This window comes from Bradyrhizobium sp. McL0616 (genome assembly GCF_049993385.1).
GTDB lineage: Bacteria > Pseudomonadota > Alphaproteobacteria > Rhizobiales > Xanthobacteraceae > Bradyrhizobium.
Map to the genome: position 1 here is coordinate 4793646 of NZ_CP188255.1, position 19880 is coordinate 4813525.

Annotated in this window: 28 protein-coding genes and 1 tRNA gene; 11 read left to right on the top strand and 18 right to left on the bottom strand. The window is 62.4% G+C overall.

The features are described from left to right. The first annotated feature begins 1580 nt into the window (after positions 1–1580). Positions 1581–4058 (top strand): autotransporter domain-containing protein, encoded by a 2478-nt coding sequence (locus tag ACPPVR_RS23310; RefSeq protein WP_426608921.1) that lies wholly within the window; start codon positions 1581–1583, stop codon positions 4056–4058. A 102-nt stretch (positions 4059–4160) separates the two neighbouring features. Here the strand turns inward: ACPPVR_RS23310 and ACPPVR_RS23315 are convergent, their stop codons facing one another. From ACPPVR_RS23315 to ACPPVR_RS23325, 3 genes are all read right to left on the bottom strand, one after another. Further along, the gene (locus ACPPVR_RS23315; protein ID WP_426608922.1) at positions 4161–4448 is read right to left on the bottom strand and encodes a DUF3551 domain-containing protein; all 288 of its coding nucleotides are present in this window, start codon (positions 4446–4448) and stop codon (positions 4161–4163) included. A gap of 250 nt (positions 4449–4698) precedes the next feature. Further along, entirely contained in the window at positions 4699–5190 is a 492-nt protein-coding gene (locus ACPPVR_RS23320; protein WP_426608923.1) for an Lrp/AsnC family transcriptional regulator, read from the bottom strand. 90 nt (positions 5191–5280) lie between these two features. Further along, positions 5281–5586 (bottom strand): ETC complex I subunit, encoded by a 306-nt coding sequence (locus tag ACPPVR_RS23325; RefSeq protein WP_426608924.1) that lies wholly within the window; start codon positions 5584–5586, stop codon positions 5281–5283. 254 nt (positions 5587–5840) lie between these two features. Between ACPPVR_RS23325 and ACPPVR_RS23330 the strand changes: the two genes are divergently transcribed. Beyond that, on the top strand, positions 5841–7016 hold the full coding sequence (locus ACPPVR_RS23330) for an OpgC domain-containing protein (RefSeq protein ID WP_426608925.1): 1176 nt from the start codon (positions 5841–5843) through the stop codon (positions 7014–7016). A 22-nt stretch (positions 7017–7038) separates the two neighbouring features. Here ACPPVR_RS23330 and ACPPVR_RS23335 read toward each other — a convergent pair whose 3' ends face one another. After that, on the bottom strand, positions 7039–7233 hold the full coding sequence (locus tag ACPPVR_RS23335) for a hypothetical protein (protein WP_426608926.1): 195 nt from the start codon (positions 7231–7233) through the stop codon (positions 7039–7041). Between the two features lie 343 nt (positions 7234–7576). Between ACPPVR_RS23335 and ACPPVR_RS23340 the strand changes: the two genes are divergently transcribed. After that, on the top strand, positions 7577–7702 hold the full coding sequence (locus ACPPVR_RS23340) for a hypothetical protein (protein WP_426608927.1): 126 nt from the start codon (positions 7577–7579) through the stop codon (positions 7700–7702). A gap of 263 nt (positions 7703–7965) precedes the next feature. Here the strand turns inward: ACPPVR_RS23340 and ACPPVR_RS23345 are convergent, their stop codons facing one another. After that, positions 7966–8130, bottom strand: a complete 165-nt coding sequence (locus ACPPVR_RS23345) for a hypothetical protein (RefSeq protein WP_426608928.1) — start codon at positions 8128–8130, stop codon at positions 7966–7968. Here ACPPVR_RS23345 and ACPPVR_RS23350 point away from each other — a divergent pair. After that, a complete protein-coding gene (locus ACPPVR_RS23350; RefSeq protein ID WP_426608929.1) occupies positions 8111–8605 on the top strand; it encodes a hypothetical protein in 495 nt (164 codons plus the stop codon). The genes ACPPVR_RS23345 and ACPPVR_RS23350 overlap by 20 nt on opposite strands. A 49-nt stretch (positions 8606–8654) precedes the next feature. On the opposite strand, the gene ACPPVR_RS23355 is transcribed toward ACPPVR_RS23350, so the two are convergent. The 5 genes from ACPPVR_RS23355 to ACPPVR_RS23375 all read right to left on the bottom strand — a co-directional run bounded on the left by ACPPVR_RS23355 (position 8655) and on the right by ACPPVR_RS23375 (position 11984). Then, the gene (locus ACPPVR_RS23355) at positions 8655–9383 is read right to left on the bottom strand and encodes an outer membrane protein (protein ID WP_426608930.1); all 729 of its coding nucleotides are present in this window, start codon (positions 9381–9383) and stop codon (positions 8655–8657) included. Between the two features lie 174 nt (positions 9384–9557). Beyond that, positions 9558–9634 (bottom strand) — tRNA-Pro (locus tag ACPPVR_RS23360). Between the two features lie 131 nt (positions 9635–9765). Further along, positions 9766–10251, bottom strand: a complete 486-nt coding sequence (locus tag ACPPVR_RS23365; protein WP_426608931.1) for a DUF192 domain-containing protein — start codon at positions 10249–10251, stop codon at positions 9766–9768. A 130-nt stretch (positions 10252–10381) separates the two neighbouring features. Then, the gene (locus ACPPVR_RS23370; RefSeq protein ID WP_426616166.1) at positions 10382–11014 is read right to left on the bottom strand and encodes a cold-shock protein; all 633 of its coding nucleotides are present in this window, start codon (positions 11012–11014) and stop codon (positions 10382–10384) included. Positions 11015–11222: 208 nt separating this feature from the next. After that, a complete protein-coding gene (locus ACPPVR_RS23375) occupies positions 11223–11984 on the bottom strand; it encodes an SIR2 family NAD-dependent protein deacylase (protein ID WP_426608932.1) in 762 nt (253 codons plus the stop codon). Positions 11985–12164: 180 nt separating this feature from the next. Here ACPPVR_RS23375 and ACPPVR_RS23380 point away from each other — a divergent pair, with 180 nt between their 5' ends. Then, complete coding sequence (locus ACPPVR_RS23380; RefSeq protein ID WP_426608933.1) at positions 12165–12410, top strand: hypothetical protein; 246 nt, start codon at positions 12165–12167, stop codon at positions 12408–12410. Between the two features lie 81 nt (positions 12411–12491). On the opposite strand, the gene ACPPVR_RS23385 is transcribed toward ACPPVR_RS23380, so the two are convergent. Further along, the gene (locus ACPPVR_RS23385; protein ID WP_426608934.1) at positions 12492–12770 is read right to left on the bottom strand and encodes a hypothetical protein; all 279 of its coding nucleotides are present in this window, start codon (positions 12768–12770) and stop codon (positions 12492–12494) included. A gap of 277 nt (positions 12771–13047) precedes the next feature. Here ACPPVR_RS23385 and ACPPVR_RS23390 point away from each other — a divergent pair, with 277 nt between their 5' ends. Then, positions 13048–13278 (top strand): hypothetical protein, encoded by a 231-nt coding sequence (locus tag ACPPVR_RS23390; RefSeq protein WP_426608935.1) that lies wholly within the window; start codon positions 13048–13050, stop codon positions 13276–13278. A gap of 78 nt (positions 13279–13356) precedes the next feature. Beyond that, complete coding sequence (locus tag ACPPVR_RS23395; protein WP_426608936.1) at positions 13357–13482, top strand: hypothetical protein; 126 nt, start codon at positions 13357–13359, stop codon at positions 13480–13482. On the opposite strand, the gene ACPPVR_RS23400 is transcribed toward ACPPVR_RS23395, so the two are convergent. Then, complete coding sequence (locus ACPPVR_RS23400; RefSeq protein WP_426608937.1) at positions 13479–13676, bottom strand: hypothetical protein; 198 nt, start codon at positions 13674–13676, stop codon at positions 13479–13481. The two genes, ACPPVR_RS23395 and ACPPVR_RS23400, sit on opposite strands and share 4 nt — an antisense overlap. A gap of 139 nt (positions 13677–13815) precedes the next feature. Beyond that, the gene (locus ACPPVR_RS23405) at positions 13816–14166 is read right to left on the bottom strand and encodes a GrlR family regulatory protein (RefSeq protein WP_426608938.1); all 351 of its coding nucleotides are present in this window, start codon (positions 14164–14166) and stop codon (positions 13816–13818) included. 256 nt (positions 14167–14422) lie between these two features. Here ACPPVR_RS23405 and ACPPVR_RS23410 point away from each other — a divergent pair, with 256 nt between their 5' ends. Beyond that, positions 14423–14671, top strand: coding sequence for a hypothetical protein (locus tag ACPPVR_RS23410; protein WP_426608939.1), 249 nt, complete (start codon positions 14423–14425; stop codon positions 14669–14671). A gap of 6 nt (positions 14672–14677) precedes the next feature. Here ACPPVR_RS23410 and ACPPVR_RS23415 read toward each other — a convergent pair whose 3' ends face one another. From ACPPVR_RS23415 to ACPPVR_RS23425, 3 genes are all read right to left on the bottom strand, one after another. Beyond that, on the bottom strand, positions 14678–14815 hold the full coding sequence (locus ACPPVR_RS23415) for a hypothetical protein (RefSeq protein ID WP_426608940.1): 138 nt from the start codon (positions 14813–14815) through the stop codon (positions 14678–14680). A 310-nt stretch (positions 14816–15125) separates the two neighbouring features. Continuing rightward, the gene (locus ACPPVR_RS23420; RefSeq protein WP_426608941.1) at positions 15126–15422 is read right to left on the bottom strand and encodes an HU family DNA-binding protein; all 297 of its coding nucleotides are present in this window, start codon (positions 15420–15422) and stop codon (positions 15126–15128) included. Positions 15423–15670: 248 nt separating this feature from the next. Continuing rightward, complete coding sequence (locus ACPPVR_RS23425; protein ID WP_426608942.1) at positions 15671–16507, bottom strand: AraC family transcriptional regulator; 837 nt, start codon at positions 16505–16507, stop codon at positions 15671–15673. A gap of 109 nt (positions 16508–16616) precedes the next feature. Between ACPPVR_RS23425 and ACPPVR_RS23430 the strand changes: the two genes are divergently transcribed. From ACPPVR_RS23430 to ACPPVR_RS23440, 3 genes are all read left to right on the top strand, one after another. Further along, the gene (locus ACPPVR_RS23430; RefSeq protein WP_426608943.1) at positions 16617–18152 is read left to right on the top strand and encodes a carboxylesterase/lipase family protein; all 1536 of its coding nucleotides are present in this window, start codon (positions 16617–16619) and stop codon (positions 18150–18152) included. Between the two features lie 127 nt (positions 18153–18279). Beyond that, a complete protein-coding gene (locus ACPPVR_RS23435; protein ID WP_426608944.1) occupies positions 18280–18582 on the top strand; it encodes a hypothetical protein in 303 nt (100 codons plus the stop codon). A gap of 136 nt (positions 18583–18718) precedes the next feature. Then, the gene (locus ACPPVR_RS23440; RefSeq protein WP_426608945.1) at positions 18719–19186 is read left to right on the top strand and encodes a cupin domain-containing protein; all 468 of its coding nucleotides are present in this window, start codon (positions 18719–18721) and stop codon (positions 19184–19186) included. Positions 19187–19246: 60 nt separating this feature from the next. Here the strand turns inward: ACPPVR_RS23440 and ACPPVR_RS23445 are convergent, their stop codons facing one another. Together ACPPVR_RS23445 and ACPPVR_RS23450 are read right to left on the bottom strand one after the other, a co-directional pair. Further along, positions 19247–19468 carry a hypothetical protein gene (locus tag ACPPVR_RS23445; RefSeq protein WP_426608946.1) on the bottom strand — a complete coding sequence of 74 codons (222 nt, stop codon included), beginning with the start codon at positions 19466–19468 and terminating at the stop codon, positions 19247–19249. Further along, positions 19468–19701: a hypothetical protein gene (locus ACPPVR_RS23450; protein ID WP_426608947.1), complete on the bottom strand. Its 234-nt coding sequence runs from the start codon at positions 19699–19701 to the stop codon at positions 19468–19470. The genes ACPPVR_RS23445 and ACPPVR_RS23450 overlap by 1 nt, the downstream gene beginning before the upstream one ends. Between the last annotated feature and the right edge of the window lie 179 nt (positions 19702–19880).

Consider the following 19880-nt stretch of genomic DNA (forward strand, 5'->3'; position numbering starts at 1 on the left):
CCAGTTCAATCTCAACGGCGGCCGTGGCGGTCCGGCCACCGGCCTGCTCTACAGCAGCAATGGCGGCACGAGCTGGAGTTCACTGGGGCAGAACAGCGCCTTTGCCGGTGAGAGTGTGGTCAGTGCAATGGCGCGCGGCAGTACCATTCTCGCGGCGACCTTCGAAACCCAGGCGCCGCTCTCCGCGACGGCGGGCTATGGGCTGTTTCGCAGCACCGACGGCGGGGCAACATTCAGCATGGTCTCCGGCTCCGGCAACGGACTGCCGAATGGAGCGGTGACCTCGCTGGTCGCCGATCCGAATGATCCAACGACGTTCTACGCAGCGGTCAAGAACGGCGGCAACAAGAACGCCACGGCGGTCTATGTGAGCCACAATACCGGCGCGAGCTGGACGCCGGTCTTCACGTCCACCAACAGCAACGGCCTCATCAGCTCGGCTGATGCAACCTTGATCACGCTTGCCGCCGGCCCGAGCGGCTCTCTCGCGATCGCGCTCAGCGACCTCACGACCAAGTCACTCGTCGGCGTCTTTCTGTCGGCGAACCAGGGCGGAAGCTGGAACCAGCTCACCGCCGCACCGAACGTCGTTGCGGGCGGGCAGACGCCGGTCAATCTTCACCTTGCGATCGACCCGACCAACAAGAACATCGTTTATCTCTCCGGCGACGCCTATCAGACCTGTGGGGGCGCGAACCCGGGATCGTTCTGTTCGATCGAAGTGTACCGGGTGAATTACAATCCGGGCAACAACACGTCGACGGCGACCAGCCTGACGAACGAAGGCACCAACGCCAACCATTTCCTCGACGCCAACACGGTGCATGCCGACTCGCGCTCGATCACATTCGACCAGTCCGGCAATCTGATCCTGACCAGCGACGGCGGCATCTACAAGCTCTCCAACCCGCAAGGCAGCGGCACCTGGCAGGGCCTCAACACCAACCTCAGCGCATTCGAAGGCTATCAAGTCGCCTACGACGCCAACAGCAAGCGGCTCGGCATCGCCGCGCAGGACAACGGCGTCTCGCTGCAATCCGCGCCGAACAGTCCCGTGTTCAACGCCATCAATTTCGGCGATGGCGTCAACATCGCGTTCAACGACCGGACCCTGAGCGGACAGAGCGCGGTCTACTCGTCGTTCTACAATCTCGGATCCCTGAGCCGGATGATCATCAACAAGCAGGGCCAGATGGTGAGCCCCCTGCCCGATCCCTACGGCAATCCGGGCGGCATTCCGATCACCTGCAATGGCGGCCAATATTGCGCCGATGTCGTCAACGCCAACAACACGTTCTCCGCTCTGTTTGTGCTCAACCGGATCGATCCGCGGTTGATCGCCATTACCGGGGCTACAGACGTCTACACCACGCAGGACACGCTTTCCAACGCCAGCAGTGCAACCTCGGTCGATCTGACGCTGACCGATCTCGGCACGACCGGCGGGCCCTCGGTCGTCACCTACGGCACGGTCAACGACACACGCGCCATCGCCGTCGGGGCCGCCGGCAACTCCAACGGCGAAGTCTGGTTCTCCACCACCAATGCAGCGGGATCGCTGACGCAGCTAAGCAACTACAATGGCGCGACACCGACCGGTGATCGTGTTCGACAATCGCATCCAGTCCCGCATCTTCGTCGCCGACGCCAGCGATCTCTATTACACGCGCAACGCCGGTGGCGCCGCGACCTTTGCCAAATTGACCAGCGACCTGCCGCAGGGCTTCATCAGGCCGACCTCGGTCGAGTTCATCTCCAACAACGGCGTCAACGCGCTTCTGGTCGGCGGCATGAACACGCCGCTGTCCTGCACGTCGGCGCCGAACGGCTGCGTCATCTCCAGCACGCAAAGCCCGATCACCGTTGCCGACAGCGACTCTAACGGCCTGCTGTCGACTTGGCGCGCATTCGGCCAAGGCCTGCCCAACACGCTCGTCTATCAGATGGTCTACAATCCGACCGCCGACGTCCTGGCAGTGTCCTCGATCGGCCGCGGCGCCTATGTGCTCTACGACGTCACAAGCTACTTCCCGCAGGCGACCGCGCTCCAGTTCGGCCTCGCCGACAACGATTCCGCGCCTGATGCCTCCTATCTCACCAACGGCACGGTCGGCGTGCGTCCCCTGATCAAGTACGGCGCGGGTACGCTGACCATCGCAGGCAACGCGACCTATACCGGGGGCACCACAATCAACGGCGGCGCGCTGGTGCTGGGCAATGGCGGCGCGAGCGGCAGCGTGCTCGGCAACATCACTTTCTGCGCCAACGCCGCCGATCCGAGTTGTGATGTCTCGACCAATAAGACACTGGCGTTCAATCGCTCGGATATTTCCACCTATGCGGGCAGCATCACCGGGCCCGGTCAGGTGGTCCAGATGGGAACGGGTGCAACCATCCTGTCCGGCACCAGCAATTATAGCGGGCCGACTATCGTCGATGCCGGCACGCTGAGTGTCACCGGCTTGATCAGCTCCAGCGTCACCGTCAATTCCGGCGCGGCGCTGTCCGGTAACGGCACCGTTGGCAGCGTTATCATCAACGCCAACGGTTTGCTGGCCCCGGCACACCCGGGCAGTGTCCTGACCGTACAGGGGAGCCTCACCATTGCGACTGCGGGCGCCTATCTCGTCGAGATCAATGCCGGCGTGGCGGATCGCGTCAATGTCGGCGGCGCAGCCAATTTGGGCGGCAATTTGCTGGTTGCGCTGTTGGGGACCAATCTCGTCAAGCAGTCCTATCTGATCCTCAACGCCACCGGCGGCATCACCGGCACCTTTGCCGGCGTCAACAATCTGCCGGCAGGCTTGCAGGGGTCGCTGACCTACGACACGAACAACGCTGTCCTGTCGCTGTCGCTGAACTACAACGCGTTCGGCAATCTCAACGCCAACCAGCAGAACGTCGGGAATGCGCTGAGCCAGTTCTTCAATGCCAACGGCAGTATCCCCGTGAGCTATGTCGGATTTTCGCCGGCGGCACTGTCGCAGATCGCCGGCGAAGCCGCCACGGGATCTCAGCAGACGACCTTCCAGGCGATGAGCCAGTTCATCACGACCCTGCTCGATCCGTTCATTGACGGCCGAGAGACCGCGCCGGCTGCGAGCCCCGAGACCGGTTATGCGGACACAGCCAGCGCCTATGCATCGTCCCGCACGACACGATCCGAGCAAGAGCGCGCCGCCTATGCGGCCGTGTTCACCAAAGCGCCGCTGCGCCAGAGCTATGATCCGCACTGGAGTGTCTGGGCATCCGGCTTCGGGGGCTCGCAGACCACCGATGGAAACGGGGCCGTGGGATCGAATGCCGCCACCAGTCGCATCTTCGGCATGACCGCGGGCGGCGACTACCTGCTCTCGCCGCGGACGATTGCAGGCTTTGCGCTTTCCGGAGGCGGCACCAACTTCTCGGTCGCCAATTCCGGCACCGGCCGCTCCGATCTGTTCCAGGCGGGTGCCTACGTCCGACACACGGCGGGCGCCGCCTATATCGCGGGCGCGCTTGCCTATGGCTGGCAGGACGTCACGACGGACCGGATGGCGATGGCCGCCAAGCTGCACGCCGAGTTCAATGCCAATGCACTGTCCGGGCGCGTCGAAGGCGGCTATCGCCTTGCCACGCGGTGGATGGGTGTCACCCCCTACGCCGCCGGACAGTTCACCAGCTTCTGGCTGCCGACTTACGCGGAAACCGCTGTCTTCGGCGGCAACGCATTCGCGCTAGCCTATGGCGCGCAGACGGCGACCGATATGCGTACCGAACTGGGCGTCCGCGCCGACCGCTCCTTTGCGCTCTCGACCGGCCTCATGACGCTGCGGGGCCGGCTGGCATGGGCGCATGATTTCAACCCCGACCGAAACATCGCCGCGACCTTCCAGTCGCTGCCGGGCGCCTCCTTTGTCGTCAATGGCGCCGCCCAGGCCAGTGAGTCCGCGCTGACCACGGCGTCCGCCGAGATGGCCTGGCGGAACGGCTGGTCGACCCTGGCCACCTTCGAAGGTGAGTTCTCTCACGTTACCGCGAGCTACGCCGGCAAGGGCGCGGTGCGATATGCCTGGTAGCCCTGATCGGCCAACCGCGCACACGCTCGCTCCCCAAACGCGTACGGCCCCCGCGATCAAACGCAGAGGCCGCACTGTCTACGCTTTAACGCACATCACGACTTAGTTTGAGGTCGCACGAGCCTTGGGCTGCTTGGTCTGCTTCGGCTGGAACGCGAGCGCGTCGTTGGTGGTGGTCTTCGCGCCGCCGCTCTGCGAGCACGAGCCGCCCATACCAGCAGACGCGGCCCGGCAGGCCTCCATCGTCGGATAGCCGCAGCCGTGAGCGGCCTGGGCGCCATTGGTAATGCAGAAATCGTCAGCCTTCGCGGCCGGCGCACTCATGACAAGGAACGCAGATGCAAACAGCGTCGCAGCGGAGGCGACAAACGTCTTCGAGATCGGGGTCATATGTCTTTTCCTGCTTCAGGGTCCCACAAAAGAGGCCTCGGCATGCGACGCACGCTGAGGGTTCACACCTCGCATGTAGGCTGGGCTCAGGAACCGACAATCACGGTTCAGCGCATTGCAGGACTTCCTAAATCACATGTCACAGTTAGGTGAGCTACTAAGCTTATGTGACATTATCCGAATCAGCTTGGCAGCGCACGCGGCCTCCACAATTTCGGATTTTCGGCAAATAGAGCCGAGCGAGCGGCCCCTACCCTGCCGAGGCCGCCACGACCTCCTGCACCGGAAGCGGCACGTCCTTCGCCACGCCCAGCACCGGAAAGCTGCGGACGTTCTTCACGTTCGGCATCGCAGCAAAATGCAGGAGCTGCTGGCGCATGCTCTCGACGCTCGGCGCCACGCATTTGAGAAGGTAGTCGGTGTCGCCCGAAATCCGCCAGCACTGCTGGATGCGCGGGATCGCGGCGATCGAGCTCTCGAACGCCTCGAGCACCGGCTGGGCCTGGCTGCCGAGCTGGATCGAGACGAACGACACCACCTCATAGCCGAGCAGTCGCTCGTCGATGACGGCACGGATCGCCCGGATCACGCCGCGGCTGAACAGGGATTTCAGCCGCCGCAGGCAGTTGGGCGCGGAGACGCCGACGCGCAGCGCCAGCTCGTTGTTGCGGACGCGCCCGTCCTGCTGGAGCTCGGATAATATCTTCAAGTCGACGCGGTCGAGCTGGTGACGCCCCGCCATACCCACCTCGTCATGATCCCGTCATGCCTCGGATCAGCGAAGCACGCGGCGGAATCGCTGCCAAGGGCTCTCAGGAGCCGGGGACGGACTTCAATGCGTCCAGGGCTCGCCGCGCCGGAACGAGAAATTGTCGGAATAGGCGACCTGCCTGTGCAGCGACTCCTGCGGCACGATCACCTGGTAGGCGATGCCCTTGCGCTCGCAATAGGCGACGGCCTCGTCCTTGCTGTGGAAGCGCAGCGTGATCTGCTGCTTCATGTCACCGGACGAGGTCCAGCCCATCAGCGGCTCGACCGCGCGCGGCTGTTCGGGCTCGTAGTCGAGCTGCCATTCCTTGGTCTTGGACCGGCCGGATTGCATCGCGTTCTTGGCAGGCTTGAAAATGCGTGCGGTCATTGGCTGTTCGGCCCTCTTCGTCTTTTCGTTCGATTTTAATGCGTCACGGTAGCGGTTGGTGCAAACCGCGGGCATAGTATAGAGACACCTTTCGGGACCAGATCGGTGATTCCGGCCCCTGGGTAAGTCACCGACGGGTATAGTCATTATGCTGCACCGTGACAATTGCGTACCCGCCTTCCGCGCCGGGATCCCGCCCGGCGGCAATCCTCGCCGACATCAGCGTATCTGTCCCCTTCGAAAGCTCCCGTCGCATGGCCTTCCTGAACATCAGCGCAACCCTTCCCGAAAAAGGCCGCGACCTCAGGCTCGACCTGTTTCGCGGCGTCGCGAACTGGGCGATCTTCCTCGACCATATCCCCGACAACATCGTGAACTGGATCACGACGCGCAACTACGGCTTTTCCGACGCCGCCGACCTGTTCGTCTTCATCTCCGGCTATACCGCCTCCTTCGTCTATGCGCGAATGATGCTTGAGCGCGGCTTCCTGGTCGGCGCTACCCGCCTCACCAAGCGGGTCTGGCAGCTCTACGTCGCCCACATCATCCTGTTCGTGATCTACATCGCCTCGATCAGCTATCTGGCGCTGCGCTTCGGCGATTCCGAGATGATCAACGAGTTCAACGTCGCCGGCCTCGTCGACAACGCCACCGAGACGCTGCGGCAGGGCCTGTTCCTGCGCTTCAAGCCGCTCAATCTCGACGTGCTGCCGCTCTACATCGTGCTGATGGGCCTGTTTCCGCCGGTGCTGTGGTTCATGCTGCGCAAGCCTGACCTGACGATGGTGGTCTCCATCATCCTGTGGCTCTCCGCACGCCATTTCGGCTGGAATCTGACGGCCTATCCGGCCGGCCAATGGTACTTCAACCCCTATGCCTGGCAGGTGCTGTTCGTGTTCGGCGCCTGGTGTGCGATGGGCGGGGCACGACGCTCGGGAGCGGTGATCAATTCCCCAATCACGCTTTGGCTCTGTCTCGGCTATCTCGCCTTCGCGCTGGTGATGACCATGGCCGGCCGCTTCCCGAGCCTCGCTGCGCACTTCCCGGAATGGCTGTTCTCGGCCTTCAACCCGAACGACAAGACCAACCTCGCGCCCTATCGCTTCATCCATTTCGTCGTGATCGTGATCATGGTGATCCGCTTCGTGCCGAAGGACTGGCCGGGCCTGGAGTGGAAGATCTTCGATCCCGTGATCGTCTGCGGCCAACAATCACTCGCCGTGTTCTGCGTCGGCGTGTTCCTGTCCTTTGTCGGCCATTTCGAGCTATCGATGAGCTCGGGCTCGCTGTTCGCGCAGCTGTTCGTCTCGATCGCGGGCATCGCGATCATGACGACGGTGGCATACTACATTTCCTGGTCGAAGCGGCAGGACAAGCCGCTGAAGCCGCCGCCGAAGCCGGCGGCCGCCTCGGCCGCAAAAGCCGCCTGAGCCTGGCGGCAGCGAAGCCGCCTCAGGCCGCCGCTTCGCTGTCGAACTCGGTGAATTTCTTGTAGATCCAGTCGCGGCCGTCGTGGCGACGCCAGACTTTGCCGTAGACGAGCTGCCCGTTGATTGATCGGCGCGGTACGATCACGGTCCAGAGATGCCAGATCTCGGTCCAGCTCGATCGCGGACGGAGAGTTTTGGACGCAAGATCGAAAGCCATGACGGACACCTCGCGCGAAACGAAACGCCGCGACGAATGTGATCTCGTGTGATCCTGTAAATTGCCCATCGTCGCGCGCCGGAACCGCTTTGATAACAGCCACCAGGGCGGCCGCAACGACAGCTCGCGCTTAACCTAACCGATCAACCTTACTTGTCGAACGCAGGCCGCCTTGCCGGTTGAAACGCCTGCCTATTTTTCCTAAGATGCGTGCACGATTTGAGAATGAGCGCGCCGTTTGCAAAGTGCGCGTTTGGTGATTTCGAACTCAGACTGATTTTGAAATGATTGACTGCGCAGGTGGATGATCATGAATTTGCAATGTGGATATTTGCACCTGGCGATGGTTTCGCCACCCCCGACGCCGATTGCCAAGCCCCCTGCCGATAAGTCGTCGACGGCCGCCAACGACAATTATCCGGTCTGGCCGCTGATCCCGTTCCCGGCGGGCTGGTGCGCCTCGAACTGAGCAGCCCTCAAGAAAGCGCAACGCCGCGCAAGCGGAATATCATCGCTTGGCGGCGTCCGTTAGGCATTGGGCGCTGAAATCCCCAACACTCATATGTCTATGGCGACGCCCAAAGGTTCGATGAAGCTTTGGTAATTCTGCGCCGGTTAACCTGTTTTATTTCCAGCAAAAATCGCGCAGAGATCGTGTCTTGCGAAGAACAATCGCTGAGGCTTCAGGGGCGCATTTGACCGTGCCATCGGCAACCGGTGATGGATCGCCGCTCAGACGCCACTGCTGGCCGCGGCCGTGCTGTTGGCGCTGCTGCTGAGCGCGCCTTGCGAATTGTAGGTCTGCCCCGACTGGCTGCCTTGGCCGGCCTGCGAGCTGGCCGGGGATGTCTCGACCTCGGTCGTCCCGTCGGAATAGGTGATCGTCGTCGTCGTCATCCCGTTGACAGTGGTCGAGACCTCGCTGACGACCGTCTTGGACGAGCTGCCGCCGCCTCCCGAGCCCGAGCTTCCACCCGCCGATTGCGAGGACGAGGTGGCTGACGTGGAGGAGGTTGCGGGTGTCGACGACGTCGATGATGTTGCCGAGGAAGACGACGTCGCCGCGGACGACGACGAAGCGGTCGACGGGGTCGCCATCACCGCCGCGGAGGATGAAGCAATCGCACTGATCGACATGAAAACCTCGCCTGAAGGAAGCTGGGCGCGGCGCCGTTTGGGCGCCTGCTCTTCCCCTTCAACGCGAACCGCGCCGAAATCAGGCGTCGGCACCGCGACGAAATATCAGTGCGGGCAGTCAGGAGCGGATCGGTCGGGACGGCCGGCCTTCAGGCCGCCGCCCCACCCGCTCAGTAACTTTACTCAGTACTTGGCGATCACCGCTTGGCGCTTAGGGAATTGGGTGCTGTCCTGAGGCCGGAGCTGGCCGGCTGGCAGTGACATTCCGGCTGCTCCCGATCACCTCAGTAGGGATAGTTCACACCGACCGTCGCGGCATGGATCGTGTCCTTGAGGTGGGCCACGGTGATGCCTTCGATCGGGCTGATCAGCTGTATCGGGCCCTTCGTGCCGAAGTCGTGGTAATTGTATTCGACATTGGCCGACCAGCATGGCGCAAACGCCCATTCCACGCCGCCACCCAATGTCCAGCCGGTCCGCATGACGGACGCGCTTGGATCGATAGCTAAACCAGCGGCCGGACTGATATATGCGTCATCGATCTTTTCGTGAGTCCAAGCGACGCCACCTCGCGCATAGAACAGCCAGCCTGAGCCATAGGCGTAGCCGAACCGCGCGGTCACCGAGGCCAGAAAATCGTTCTTGAGGCCGAACTGCGACGGCACGACAAGGTTGCCGAGCGCGGGAAATCTGACACTGCTGCCATGTTGGCTCGAAAGGCTGGACCATGCGGCTCGGCCTTCGGCGCCGACGACCCAGTTGGATGCGAATTGATGGTCGCAGCCAGCCTGTCCGCCGCCGATAAAGCCGGCCGAACCGAAATCGACCGTACCCCCAGCGATGTTGATCGTGCGATCGTCGCTCGCGCCGCCGCCGAGATGAGCTCCGATATAGCAACCGGTCCAGTTGAAGGTGAGCGGAGCCACTGGAGGCGCCTGCAGCGCAACATCAGCCGCAAATGCCGTCGTCGCAGACAGGGCGAGAATCGCCGCACCACAGAGAGCTTTCAACATGTCCTGACATTCCCCATTGCACGCGCAGAGATAATGCACGCGAAGCTGACGCGGAGGTTGTGTGGCGGACACCATGTTGCGGCAGTGCTCTGCCGGCCTGAACCAACGCCAGCGGCGGAAGGAAATCCGCGTGTCGAAATCTCTAGGGAAATGAAGAAGGTCCAAGCCCGGGACTGGTCGGGGCAGCTGGATTCGAACCAACGACCTGCAGTACCCAAAACTGCCGCGCTACCAGGCTGCGCTATACCCCGAATGTCCGGTGAGCCCCGTCGATACACTCTTCCCAAAGCGCCATCAAGCTTCGAAAGCCGCCAGCAAGCACCTTAAGCGCGGCAAGCATCTCAAGCCGCCGGTAAGACGGCCACGGCGCCGCCAATCGGACCTATTTGCTGCCGAACAGGGGGTGGCCGACGCGGTCGCCTGGACGGATACCGTATTTCTGCGCTGTTCCCGCTGGCACCTCCAGGACGGCCCGGGCAAGGCCCTGGGACGAGATGATCTTGGTCGACAGGGTCTCGGTGTTTTCGGCGATGCGCAGGATGCGGCCGTCGGCGCGAATGAAGATCATGTCGAGCGAGATGTAGGTGTTCTTCATCCACATCGAGACTTCCTGCTCGGGATTGAAGTCGAACAGCATGCCTTTGCCGTCCGCCAATTGCTTGCGGTACATCAGGCCGGTCTGCTTCTCCTCGTCCGTCGTCGCGATCTCCACCGAGAACACTTGCACACCGTTCTTGGTGACGATCTCGAGCGGCTGGAAGCTGGCGGCGCGGACGGGTTGGCTTGCGATGGCGAAGCCGGCCACGACGAGGATGGCGGCAAGCCAGCCCCTGGCAAGGGACCAGACAGTGTTTCGATCAAGCTTCATGGGATGGCACTCGGGACAGCGCTAAGGCGTGGGACTGCGCCAATCCATACGCGCCGATGGCTGGAAAAGCCAGAAAAGGCGCACGGCCCTGACCGCACGCCTTTGCTCACGATTGCGGGAGTATTCAGCCTTAGTGCGACTGAGGTCCCGGCGATCCGGTCTCGGGGTGGATCTCGGCCGCCATCATGCCCTTGGAGCCAGGCCCGAAGCGGACCAGCACATATTGGCCGGGCCGCAATTCGGTCATGCCGAAGCGGCGCAGCGTCTCCATGTGCACGAAGATATCGGGGGTGCCCTCGCCGCAGGTCAGGAAGCCGAAGCCGCGCAGCCGGTTGAACCACTTGACCTGGGCCCGCTCGAGCCCGCTGGTCGCGGTGACCGTGACATGGGTGCGCGGCGGCAGCATCTGCGCGGGGTGGATCGCGGTCGACTCGTCCATCGAGACGACGCGGAAGGCCTGATAGCCCTTGGCGCGCTGGATGCACTCGACGACGATGCGGGCGCCTTCATAGGCAGTCTGGAAGCCGTCGCGTCGAAGCACGGTTACGTGCAGGAGCACATCGGGCCAGCCATTGTCGGGAACGATGAAGCCGTAGCCCTTTGAGGCGTCGAACCATTTGATGACGCCGTGAACCTCGACGAGGTTGGCGCTCGCCTCACCTAGTCCGGTGAAGGGACTGAGCGCGCTGTCGTGACCGGCGCCACCGTGCTCGCCCACGGGAACTCCCAGCTTCTTGGACTCAAATCCGTCCGACGACCCCATAACCCCGGACCCCACACCTGCCATGCAACCCGCCTCAATGGCGGAGCCGAATCACGCGTCTTTCGAGAACCTTCAGAGAATCTTCTCAACTGACGCGACACGAATCTTTCGAATCAAAAGATAACACTCCCGGTTGCGAGGCATAGATAAAAAAGAGATTCGCGGGAACCTATGAACAGCTTGCACAGGCGCGAATCAAATTGATGCCTCAATTACCGACAAAGGGCCCGAGCGCTTCGCCGATGTCGTGGCGAATGACGAGGTCGGCGATGTCGTCCTGCTCTGTCGGCTCGCGATTGATGATCACCAAACGTGCACCGGCGTTCTTCGCCATCATCGGAAAGCCCGCCGCAGGCCACACCACGAGCGAGGAACCTATGGCGATGAAGAGGTTGCAGGCTTGCGACAGCTCGGTCGCGCGCTGCATTTCATGCTCCGGCATCGCCTGACCGAATGAGATCGTTGCGGTTTTCACGGGCTCACCGCATGCGGTGCAGTTCGGCGCGGCGTCATCTTCGTCGAAGCGGCGCTTCACCCAGTCGAGCGGATAGGCCTGCCCACATCCGATGCAGCGCGCATAAGTGGTATTGCCGTGAAGTTCAATCACGCGATCGGCCGCGAAGCCCGAAGCCTGGTGCAGATTATCGATGTTCTGAGTGATGACCGCGGGAACCTTGCCGGCGCGGTGGAGTGCTGCGAGCGCGCGATGGCCGCGGCCGGGCTTTGCCGCCGCGAAGGTTTCTTCCATCGCAAAGCGCCGGCGCCATGACTCGTCCCGCGCCTCCTGGCTCGCGACGAATTCGTCGAACTGGATCGGACGGTTGCGGGTCCAGAGGCCGCCGGGTGAGCGGAAGTCCGGGATGCCGCATTCGGTCGAGATGCCGGCGCCGGTGAACGGCACGATCGTCTTCGCTTCGGCGATCATGTCGCCGAGCCGTTCAACGCCGCTGCGAAGATCCGATGCAATCATTCGCCGCCTCCTGATTTGTTTTCGGGCTAGCTGCAACATAGGCAAGCGACAAGATTGTTGACGCTCTTATCCACCGCCAAAATACTGCGAAGCGAAACGCGGTCGGTAATTTTTTCCGACCTTCGCTTATCACAATCCTGCAATGCCTCCTCCCCATTGACGCCCCAATCAGAAGCGCCAATGCATGTGTTGATGCGACTCAACGTAATTGCGGCGGCGGTGCTTGAGTTCAGCTGTGTACATATTTCAGAGGGGATTGATATGACCGAAGACGAAGACCGCAAGGCACGCGAACGAGATGAAATCGCCGCACGTGTTGCCGCCTTCCGCGCGACGCAGGAAAAATTCAAGCGTGAGCGTGACGAGTATTTCGTGTCGACGCTCGAGAACGCCCGCAAGGTGGAACGGCCCTCGCTCTGGCCGTAGCGCATCTCGTTAGATCATGGCGCACGAAAAAAGCCCGGAGCATCGCTCCGGGCTTTTCGCTTGCCGGTCTAGGACCAGCGGTTACCAATGATGGCGGTAATAGCGGTGACGGTAGTAGCCCGGGCCGCCGCCGTAATAGGCGTACGGGCCAGGACCGTAGGCGTAGGCCGGGCCGCCATAATAGCCGTAGCCGGGACCATAGGGATGGGACGCAGCGACTGCGCCCGCGGTGATCGCACCGGCGGCGAGGCCGAACGCAAGACCGGGGCCGATGCCGCGCGCCTCAGCGGGCGCAGGGGCCGCCAGCGCGGTCACACCGACCGCCGCAACGGTCGCAAGAACTGCGAGTGTCTTCTTCATGATCTCTCCTTCGCATCTGGGGAGACAACGTGGAGGGTCTGCGTTGGTTGCGCGCAGTCGCGGAACTCCAGCGCCAAAAAAATAGCGATACCGCGGGAACGAACTCGCGTTCCCTGAATTGAATCTGCAAGTGCAGAGCCTCCGCTATCCGGTAGAGGTAACAGCACGGAGACCCCGTCAGCATCCTCCGCGGTGCTGGCGGGGTTTTCAGTTTCACGCGAGGAAATGGCAGCCGACGCAAACGGCTGCCAACGGGGCGGAGATCGAGGAGGAGAGATTGCCAATATCCGCTTTGCTCGCCCGCATTCGCCGGCTCGTTCCCGGGAGCAGCGAACAGCATTACGACGAAATCGTCCGCAATTTTGGTGTCGGCGCCCTGCGTCCTCCGCCGACGCCGATGAGCGACGGTGAACTCGCCCGCGCCATTGCCGAGTTCCTGAAGGTATCGCCGTCCACGGAGTCCGTTGCGACGCTGGGCCGGCGGCTCGACCCCTCCTCGCCGCTTTAGTTGGGCGCTTTTTCCCGGATGAGGAACGGGCGCGGTGCCCGCGTGTTGATTTCGCCTTCGGATATCAAGAGGCTCGACATGCCGGTGTGGCTCGACATCCTGCTCAATCTGTCCGGCTATGCCGGCTTCGTCGCGATCGCAACGCGTGGCCCATCGTGCCAGCACATGGGTGCGGACGAGCAACTTTCCAGCGACGAGCTTTAGTTCGTATGCGGCGCCTGGCCCGCGGTGCGCACTAGGCGGTCGGCCTTGACCGCGACGCGCGTGTCATTGTCCTGCGGGCGCAGCGAGACGCTGATGACCACGAAGGCGAGACAGAACAGCGTTCCGACGACGGCGACGCGACGGTAGGTCTGGCGGTCGCCCTGATAAAACGACGGTTCTAAAAACGGGGTCATTGGCAAGATCGGTTTTCTTGATTGTCTTTGCCAGACACCTATCCCAACGGTGCGCAAGCGCAACGCGATTGGGCTTTTAACCTAACCGAATAGGGTTATCGCGATCCCCGCAAGCTTTCGTTTGGAGTTTGCGCAAGCATCAGATCTCGGCAAGCCACTTCAACGTCGCGCGAAAGCCGAGGCTGCGATGGCCCGCGACCAGCACGGTGCCGAACACCTCTGCGCCGTCCTCCCTGAACGTTCCGGAAAAACCGCTGGTGGCCTCCGCGCCCGCAAACAGCGGCCGAACCAGCGGGTCGGCGAACGGCGAGTGCTGGTTGGTGGCAAGCTCCCCTTTCCAGGTGCCGTTGCCGAATGTGTAGGAGCCGCGCGACCAGAAATACGGCCCTCCCCCGAGCAGCACGCCGTCGCGCAAAATCAAAACGCCACTGTCGCGGCCCTTCACGCCGTCGAGCATGTGGATGTGGATGGAGTAGAGCCCATTCTTCATGAAGCGCCCGCCAGTCGAGAGCGACGATAGCGCTGGCGGCGGAGAGCGTCGAGATGGCAGTGAGAAGGTCTCGCGGCTTGCTGACCACCTTTGTTCAGGCTTCGCCGCCATTTCGTTCTCAAAGAACGAATCGGAATCGACGAAATCGGCGCGGAGCAATTCCTAACAATTGGCGCACCTCGCGCGCTCGAGCATTCGATCATTCTCTCCTCGAGAGACGAGCACAGGACTGTGCGAAACATCGCGTTGACTCGTTTTGACGCAAGCCCTGCGCCGAGATCCCGGCAGCCACGACCTGTTCTGCATCCGACTCCATTTCGTTCTCAAAGAACGAATCGGAGTCGAGAAAATCAGCGCGACGCGAGTCCTAATGATGGATGAAGGCGCGCGTGATCTCTTTGCCAACGGCGCGAATGAGAAGACCACTGCAAACACGATGCTGATCTCGCAGCATGCGAGACCGGACACGCAGATATTGCCGCGTGTCCCCGATGCTCGACGATGATGCGCCTCAAGCCGCGCGCTTCGCGTTGCCCTTCTCGGCAAAGCATTCGAGGATCTGGATGCGGAGTTCTTCCGCGGCCGGTCCCTCGACCTTCCTGAGTTGATTCCAGAGCCGGATCACTTCGCGCTGTTTCTCGATGGTCATGAGTCACCTCCAAGGTGACTCATTAGAACAAAATGAGAACAAAAAGTCCAGCCCGCCCAGGAGATTTTCCACCGCTCCCGCCCTGAACCTTTCGGCGCCGCGGGAACCCAGGGCGACTGGCGATTTCGGCGGCAACTCATACGACAGCGCCGCCTGACGAATATCATCCGTCACCGCGGCGCTGTTGCTTTTTGGGTTTTCAACCTTAAGTTAGAAGCGCGGCTGGCGGCCAGGCGCTGAAATCCCATTGCCGTCAGCTAGAGAGCCCCGTGCGCAAGCGCGGGGTTTTTCTTGTGAGCGGCGACCCGGATCAGACCGAGTCCTTGGCAACCTTGAGCGGCGACGCCTTGACCGACTTGCTCGCGGGCTTGGCGGCGAACTGCATCGGCTCTTTCGTGAATGGATTCACGCCCATGCGGGCTTCGGTCGCAGGCTTGTTCACGACCGACATCTTCGCGAAGCCGGGAATGACGAACTCGCCGGACTCGTTGAGCTCCTTGTAGCCGACGGTTGCCATGTACTCGATGACCGACTTCACGTCGTTCTTCGCAAGCTGCGTGCCCTCTGCGATCGCATCGATCAACTGGGTCTTGGTCATCTTCGCCATGTCAAAAATCCTCTGAATTTGGTGCGCGCGAGCTACGATGTAACTCTGCCTAGGAAGCGGTAAAACCACGCAGCGCGCTTCTGTTCATGCCGACGGTCATGAAGCAACCGGGCTTAGAACCTATGGAAGCCGAAAACGCAAGCCGCAGTTTGACCTGAGTTCCGTAATCTTTCCCTCGGGAAATGGCGTCCGCGGCGTCGCAAGCTTCGACGACAAATCGAATTCGATAGTATCCCTAAAGAGTTCTGCTAGGACTTGGACTCGTCCGCGCCGGGGTGTGACCAGGTCGCTTGTGCGACCCGGCTGAGATATTTCGCCGGTGGCATTCCAAGCGACTTCTTGAACATGGTGATGAAGGCCGTCACCGATTCATAGCCGAGATCGGCCGAGACGCTCTGCACGCTCGCGCCCGCGGCCAGCTCCCGGATGGCGACGATCAAATGCAGTTGCTGACGCCAGCGTCCGAACGTCAGCCCCGTCTCCTTGACCACGAGACGCGCAAGACTGCTCTCGCTGAGCGCAACGTGCTTGGCCCACTCCGCCAGCGTGCGACGGTCCGCGGGATTGTCCGCCAAGGCCGAAGCGATCCGCTTCACACGCGGCTCGGTCGAGAGCGGCAGATGCAGCTGCTGGAGGGGCATACGCGGCAACTCGCCGAGAACAAGGCCGATCAGGCGCTCCCGCCTCGCATCGTCATGCTGCATGCCATCAGATAATTCGACGATCAATTCGCGCAGCAATGGCGAGATCGAAATGGTGCAGCACCGATCCGGCAGATCGACCAGCTCCGCCTCGATGTAGACGAAGAACAGCCGTGCATTCGCGGTGGCGCGATTGCTGTGCGCCATGCCGCTGGGAATCCACACCGCGCAATGCGGCGGCACCATCCACAGACCGCGCGCGACGCGGCAGGTGACGCCGCCGCCCAGCGAGACCACCAGCTGGCCCTTGCGATGGCTGTGGTCAGGCACCTCCCCTTTGCTGCCGTCTGCATCAACGCGCACGGCAATGACCGGCGCGGAGCGGTCATCCACGTCCAGGTCGAGCCAGGGGTAACTGAGGGGGTAACGGAGTGGCTGTCTCATCATTGACTGTTTTTAGCGATCGATTGGAATAATACGTAAATTAATCCAGCGCGAAAGTCGATAGATCTCGGGTCGCCAAGATCAAGGAGATGCGACCGTGCATGGCTCGATGACTTCGAAAGCCGCTGAATTGGGCCGGCAGGTTCGCACGCAAGCCGGCCATGTGCGTGGCCAGCAACGAGACGCCAGCGGCGTCCTGGCGTTCAAGGGCATCCCCTACGCTGCACCACCGGTCGGGCCGCTGCGCTGGCGCGCACCGCAACCGCCGACGCCGTGGACCGGCGTGCGCGATGCGTCGACCTTCGGCGCGGGGTGTCTGTCGTCGCTCGCGAACGATCATCGGCCGGGCCCGCGCGCTGAGGATTGCCTTTACCTCAATGTCTGGACCGCCGCGCAAGAGGCGGACGAGAAGCGGCCCGTGATGGTGTGGATTCACGGCGGCGGTTTTCAGTTCGGCTCTTCCGCCAATACCGCCACCGACGGCAGTCTGTTGGCGGCAAAGGGGGTCGTCGTCGTCAGTTTCAACTATCGCCTCGGCATCTTCGGCTTTCTCGCCCATCCCGATCTCGATGCGGAAGCGCCGTCGGGCAATTATGGGCTCAGGGATCAACTCGCGGCGCTGAGTTGGGTGAAGGCCAATATCGCCAGCTTCGGCGGTGACCCTGAGAACGTCACCCTGTTCGGTGAATCCGCCGGCGCCATGGCCGTCGGCATTCTGATGGCCTCGCCGCTCGCGCATGGCCTGTTTCACAAAGCCATCGGCGAGAGCGGCGCATTCTGGGATGGCCGGCACGGGCCACTCCAAAGTATTGACGAAGCTCGCGCGCGCGGCGTCGCTTTCGCGCGTCGGCAAGGCAATGCATCGATCGCAGCCTTGCGCGGCATGCCGGCTGAACAGTTGAGCGCAGCGGCGCCCTGGAGCTTTAGGCTCGACCACGTCACAGCGTCGTTCTCACCGAGCATCGATCATCATGTGATCCCGGACGTGCCCGCGCGGCGCTTCCTGCGCGACGAACAGATGCACATCCCCTTGCTGGCCGGCTGGAACAGCGCGGAGGAATTCCCCTTCATGTCGCTGTCCCTCCCCGCGCAATCGGCGCAAGCCTTTCGTGCCGCAGCCGAGGCGATGTTCGGCAGAGAGCGCCTGGCGGATTTTCTCAAGCTCTACCCCGCCGACACCGACGCGCAAGCCAAGGCGTCAGCCGCAGCACTCACCGGCGACATCGTGGTCGGCGAGCAGTGCTGGCAGTGGCTGCGGCTGCATCGCGCAAGCCGCGCGCCCGTCTACGGCTACCACTTCAATTATACGTCGCCCTACACGCCGATCGCCTCGCACGTTTCCGAAATCCCGTTCGTCTTCGGCACGCTGACACCGCAAGGCGTGATCGGGTGCACGACGCAGCCGGCTGAGGCCGACCGCGCGCTGTCGCAGGCGATGATGAGCTACTGGGTCAATTTCGCGACGCGCGGAGATCCCAACGGGCCCGGCCTGCCGCCCTGGCCGGCTTATGATGAGACCGACGTCGTGCAGATCCTCGGCACGACGATCGAGGCCGGGCCCAATCCGCAAGCCGATCGCTTCGGGTTCGTCGGCAGTTTCAGGCGGGACGGGGTACTTCCGATGCGTTGGCGCGTGGTGACGTAGGCGGCGCCAACGCGCCTGACTAGTCACCTCATCGTAAAACCTGTGGGCTCTGCATGCGTTGTTGAGACTTCAGTAACCCAACGCCTCCACTCTCCTCATCAGTATCGTTGCGTTGGAGTACCCCACAGTGCTGGATTTTGATGAGCTGCGTGAACTCGCGGCCGATGTTCGCGTGTTTGTCGGTGTCGCCGAAGACAAGGCCGAGGCGCTCAGAGCCGTGATCGCGGCTTATGACGTGGTGCTGGCGATCTTCCCGTCCCAAGAGGGCATGGGCCTCCACGTCATCAAGGGCAGCGCGATCCTCGACAAGATCGCAACATCACGGACCCACGCGATCTACAGCCACACGGCCATCGCGGTTCCCGACCTGCAACATGCCCAGGCGCTCAAGGTCCTGACGGCCCAGGTCGAGCAGCGGATTGCAGCGTAGCTACTGACGGCGATCTTGCCGGCCTCGCATGCGCGGCCCGCGCCTTGCCTTCACTTGCCTTGGCGACAAGACCGGCTAGCATCCCCTGCAACCACAAGGCGCCAATTCAACCGGCGCCAATCAAGGGGAGGCCACCATGACGACAAGCCGCGCCTGGCGCTTTCTGCTGTTGCCGCTCATCTTCGCCGCCACGCTGAGCATCGGCTCCGCCGCCGAGCTCAATCCTGCCGCCGTCGTCTATAAATTGCCGGACCAGATCCCCTGGGGCCCGGTCGACGCGCGCGGCGCGCAAGTTGCCGTCGTGGTCGGCGATCCCGACAAGCCCGGCTTCTACATGGTCTACAACAAGTGGACCAAGGGCAATCATTTCAGCCGCCCGCACTTCCATCCGAACGACCGCTACATCGTGGTGCTCCAGGGCACCTGGTGGGTCGGCTCAGGCCCGAAATTCGATCCCGACCACGGCACCGTGCCGATGCCGGCCGGCAGCTTCGTGACCCATTATGGCAAGCAGGTGCATTGGGACGGCGCCAAGGACGAGGACGCCGTGCTGCTGATCATGGGCGAAGGCCCGGCGACAGCGACGGCGGCGGAAGAGAAATAGCCGGGTCGCAATCCATCCTGTCGCGCCGCGTGGCATCTCCTGAACGGTACACTGAACTCGCTAAGGCGCGTCCGCGCTCTTGCGCGAGCCGCCAATTGAATAGGGCTTGTTCAGGAAATACTCCCGATTGCCCGTCGCAGCTTCCGCATATTGATCGATCGCGACGATGATCGCCTGCACATGCGCATAGCACCATCCTTCCCGCGTGGCTTTGCGTCGAACGTCCTCGAGGGCTTTCAGGAACGGAGACAGCTCGCGCTCATCATCGAACCAGCGGGGCATCACCATTTCCTCCCTCCAAGCACCCTGCCCGTGTTGTGATGCGCCGCGCTCTTCTTCAGCGCGTCGCGCTGCTCGCAGAGGCCATCGATCTTGACCAGCATCCGGCCGAGCAACGCCTCCGCCGAGGCCGTGCCGACGCCCGCGCGCTGGAGCTGGAGGATCTCCTTGCGCTGGCGCCCGAGCTGGATGCGCATGTGTTCGATCTCCCGCCTGATGAAGTCCAGGTCCGGCATGTTCAGCCCCCGTAATGACGAGACTGAATTAGAACAAAAAGAGAACAATGAGGCAAGCCGCTAGGGCTAGACGGGAACCCGGGCGGTCCCGACCAATTATGGATTCAGCGCCAAAATGAGCGAGGCGAGCAAGGGAACTAGCAGCGGCTTCCGTGCGGCCGATCCTTCGAGACGCCCCG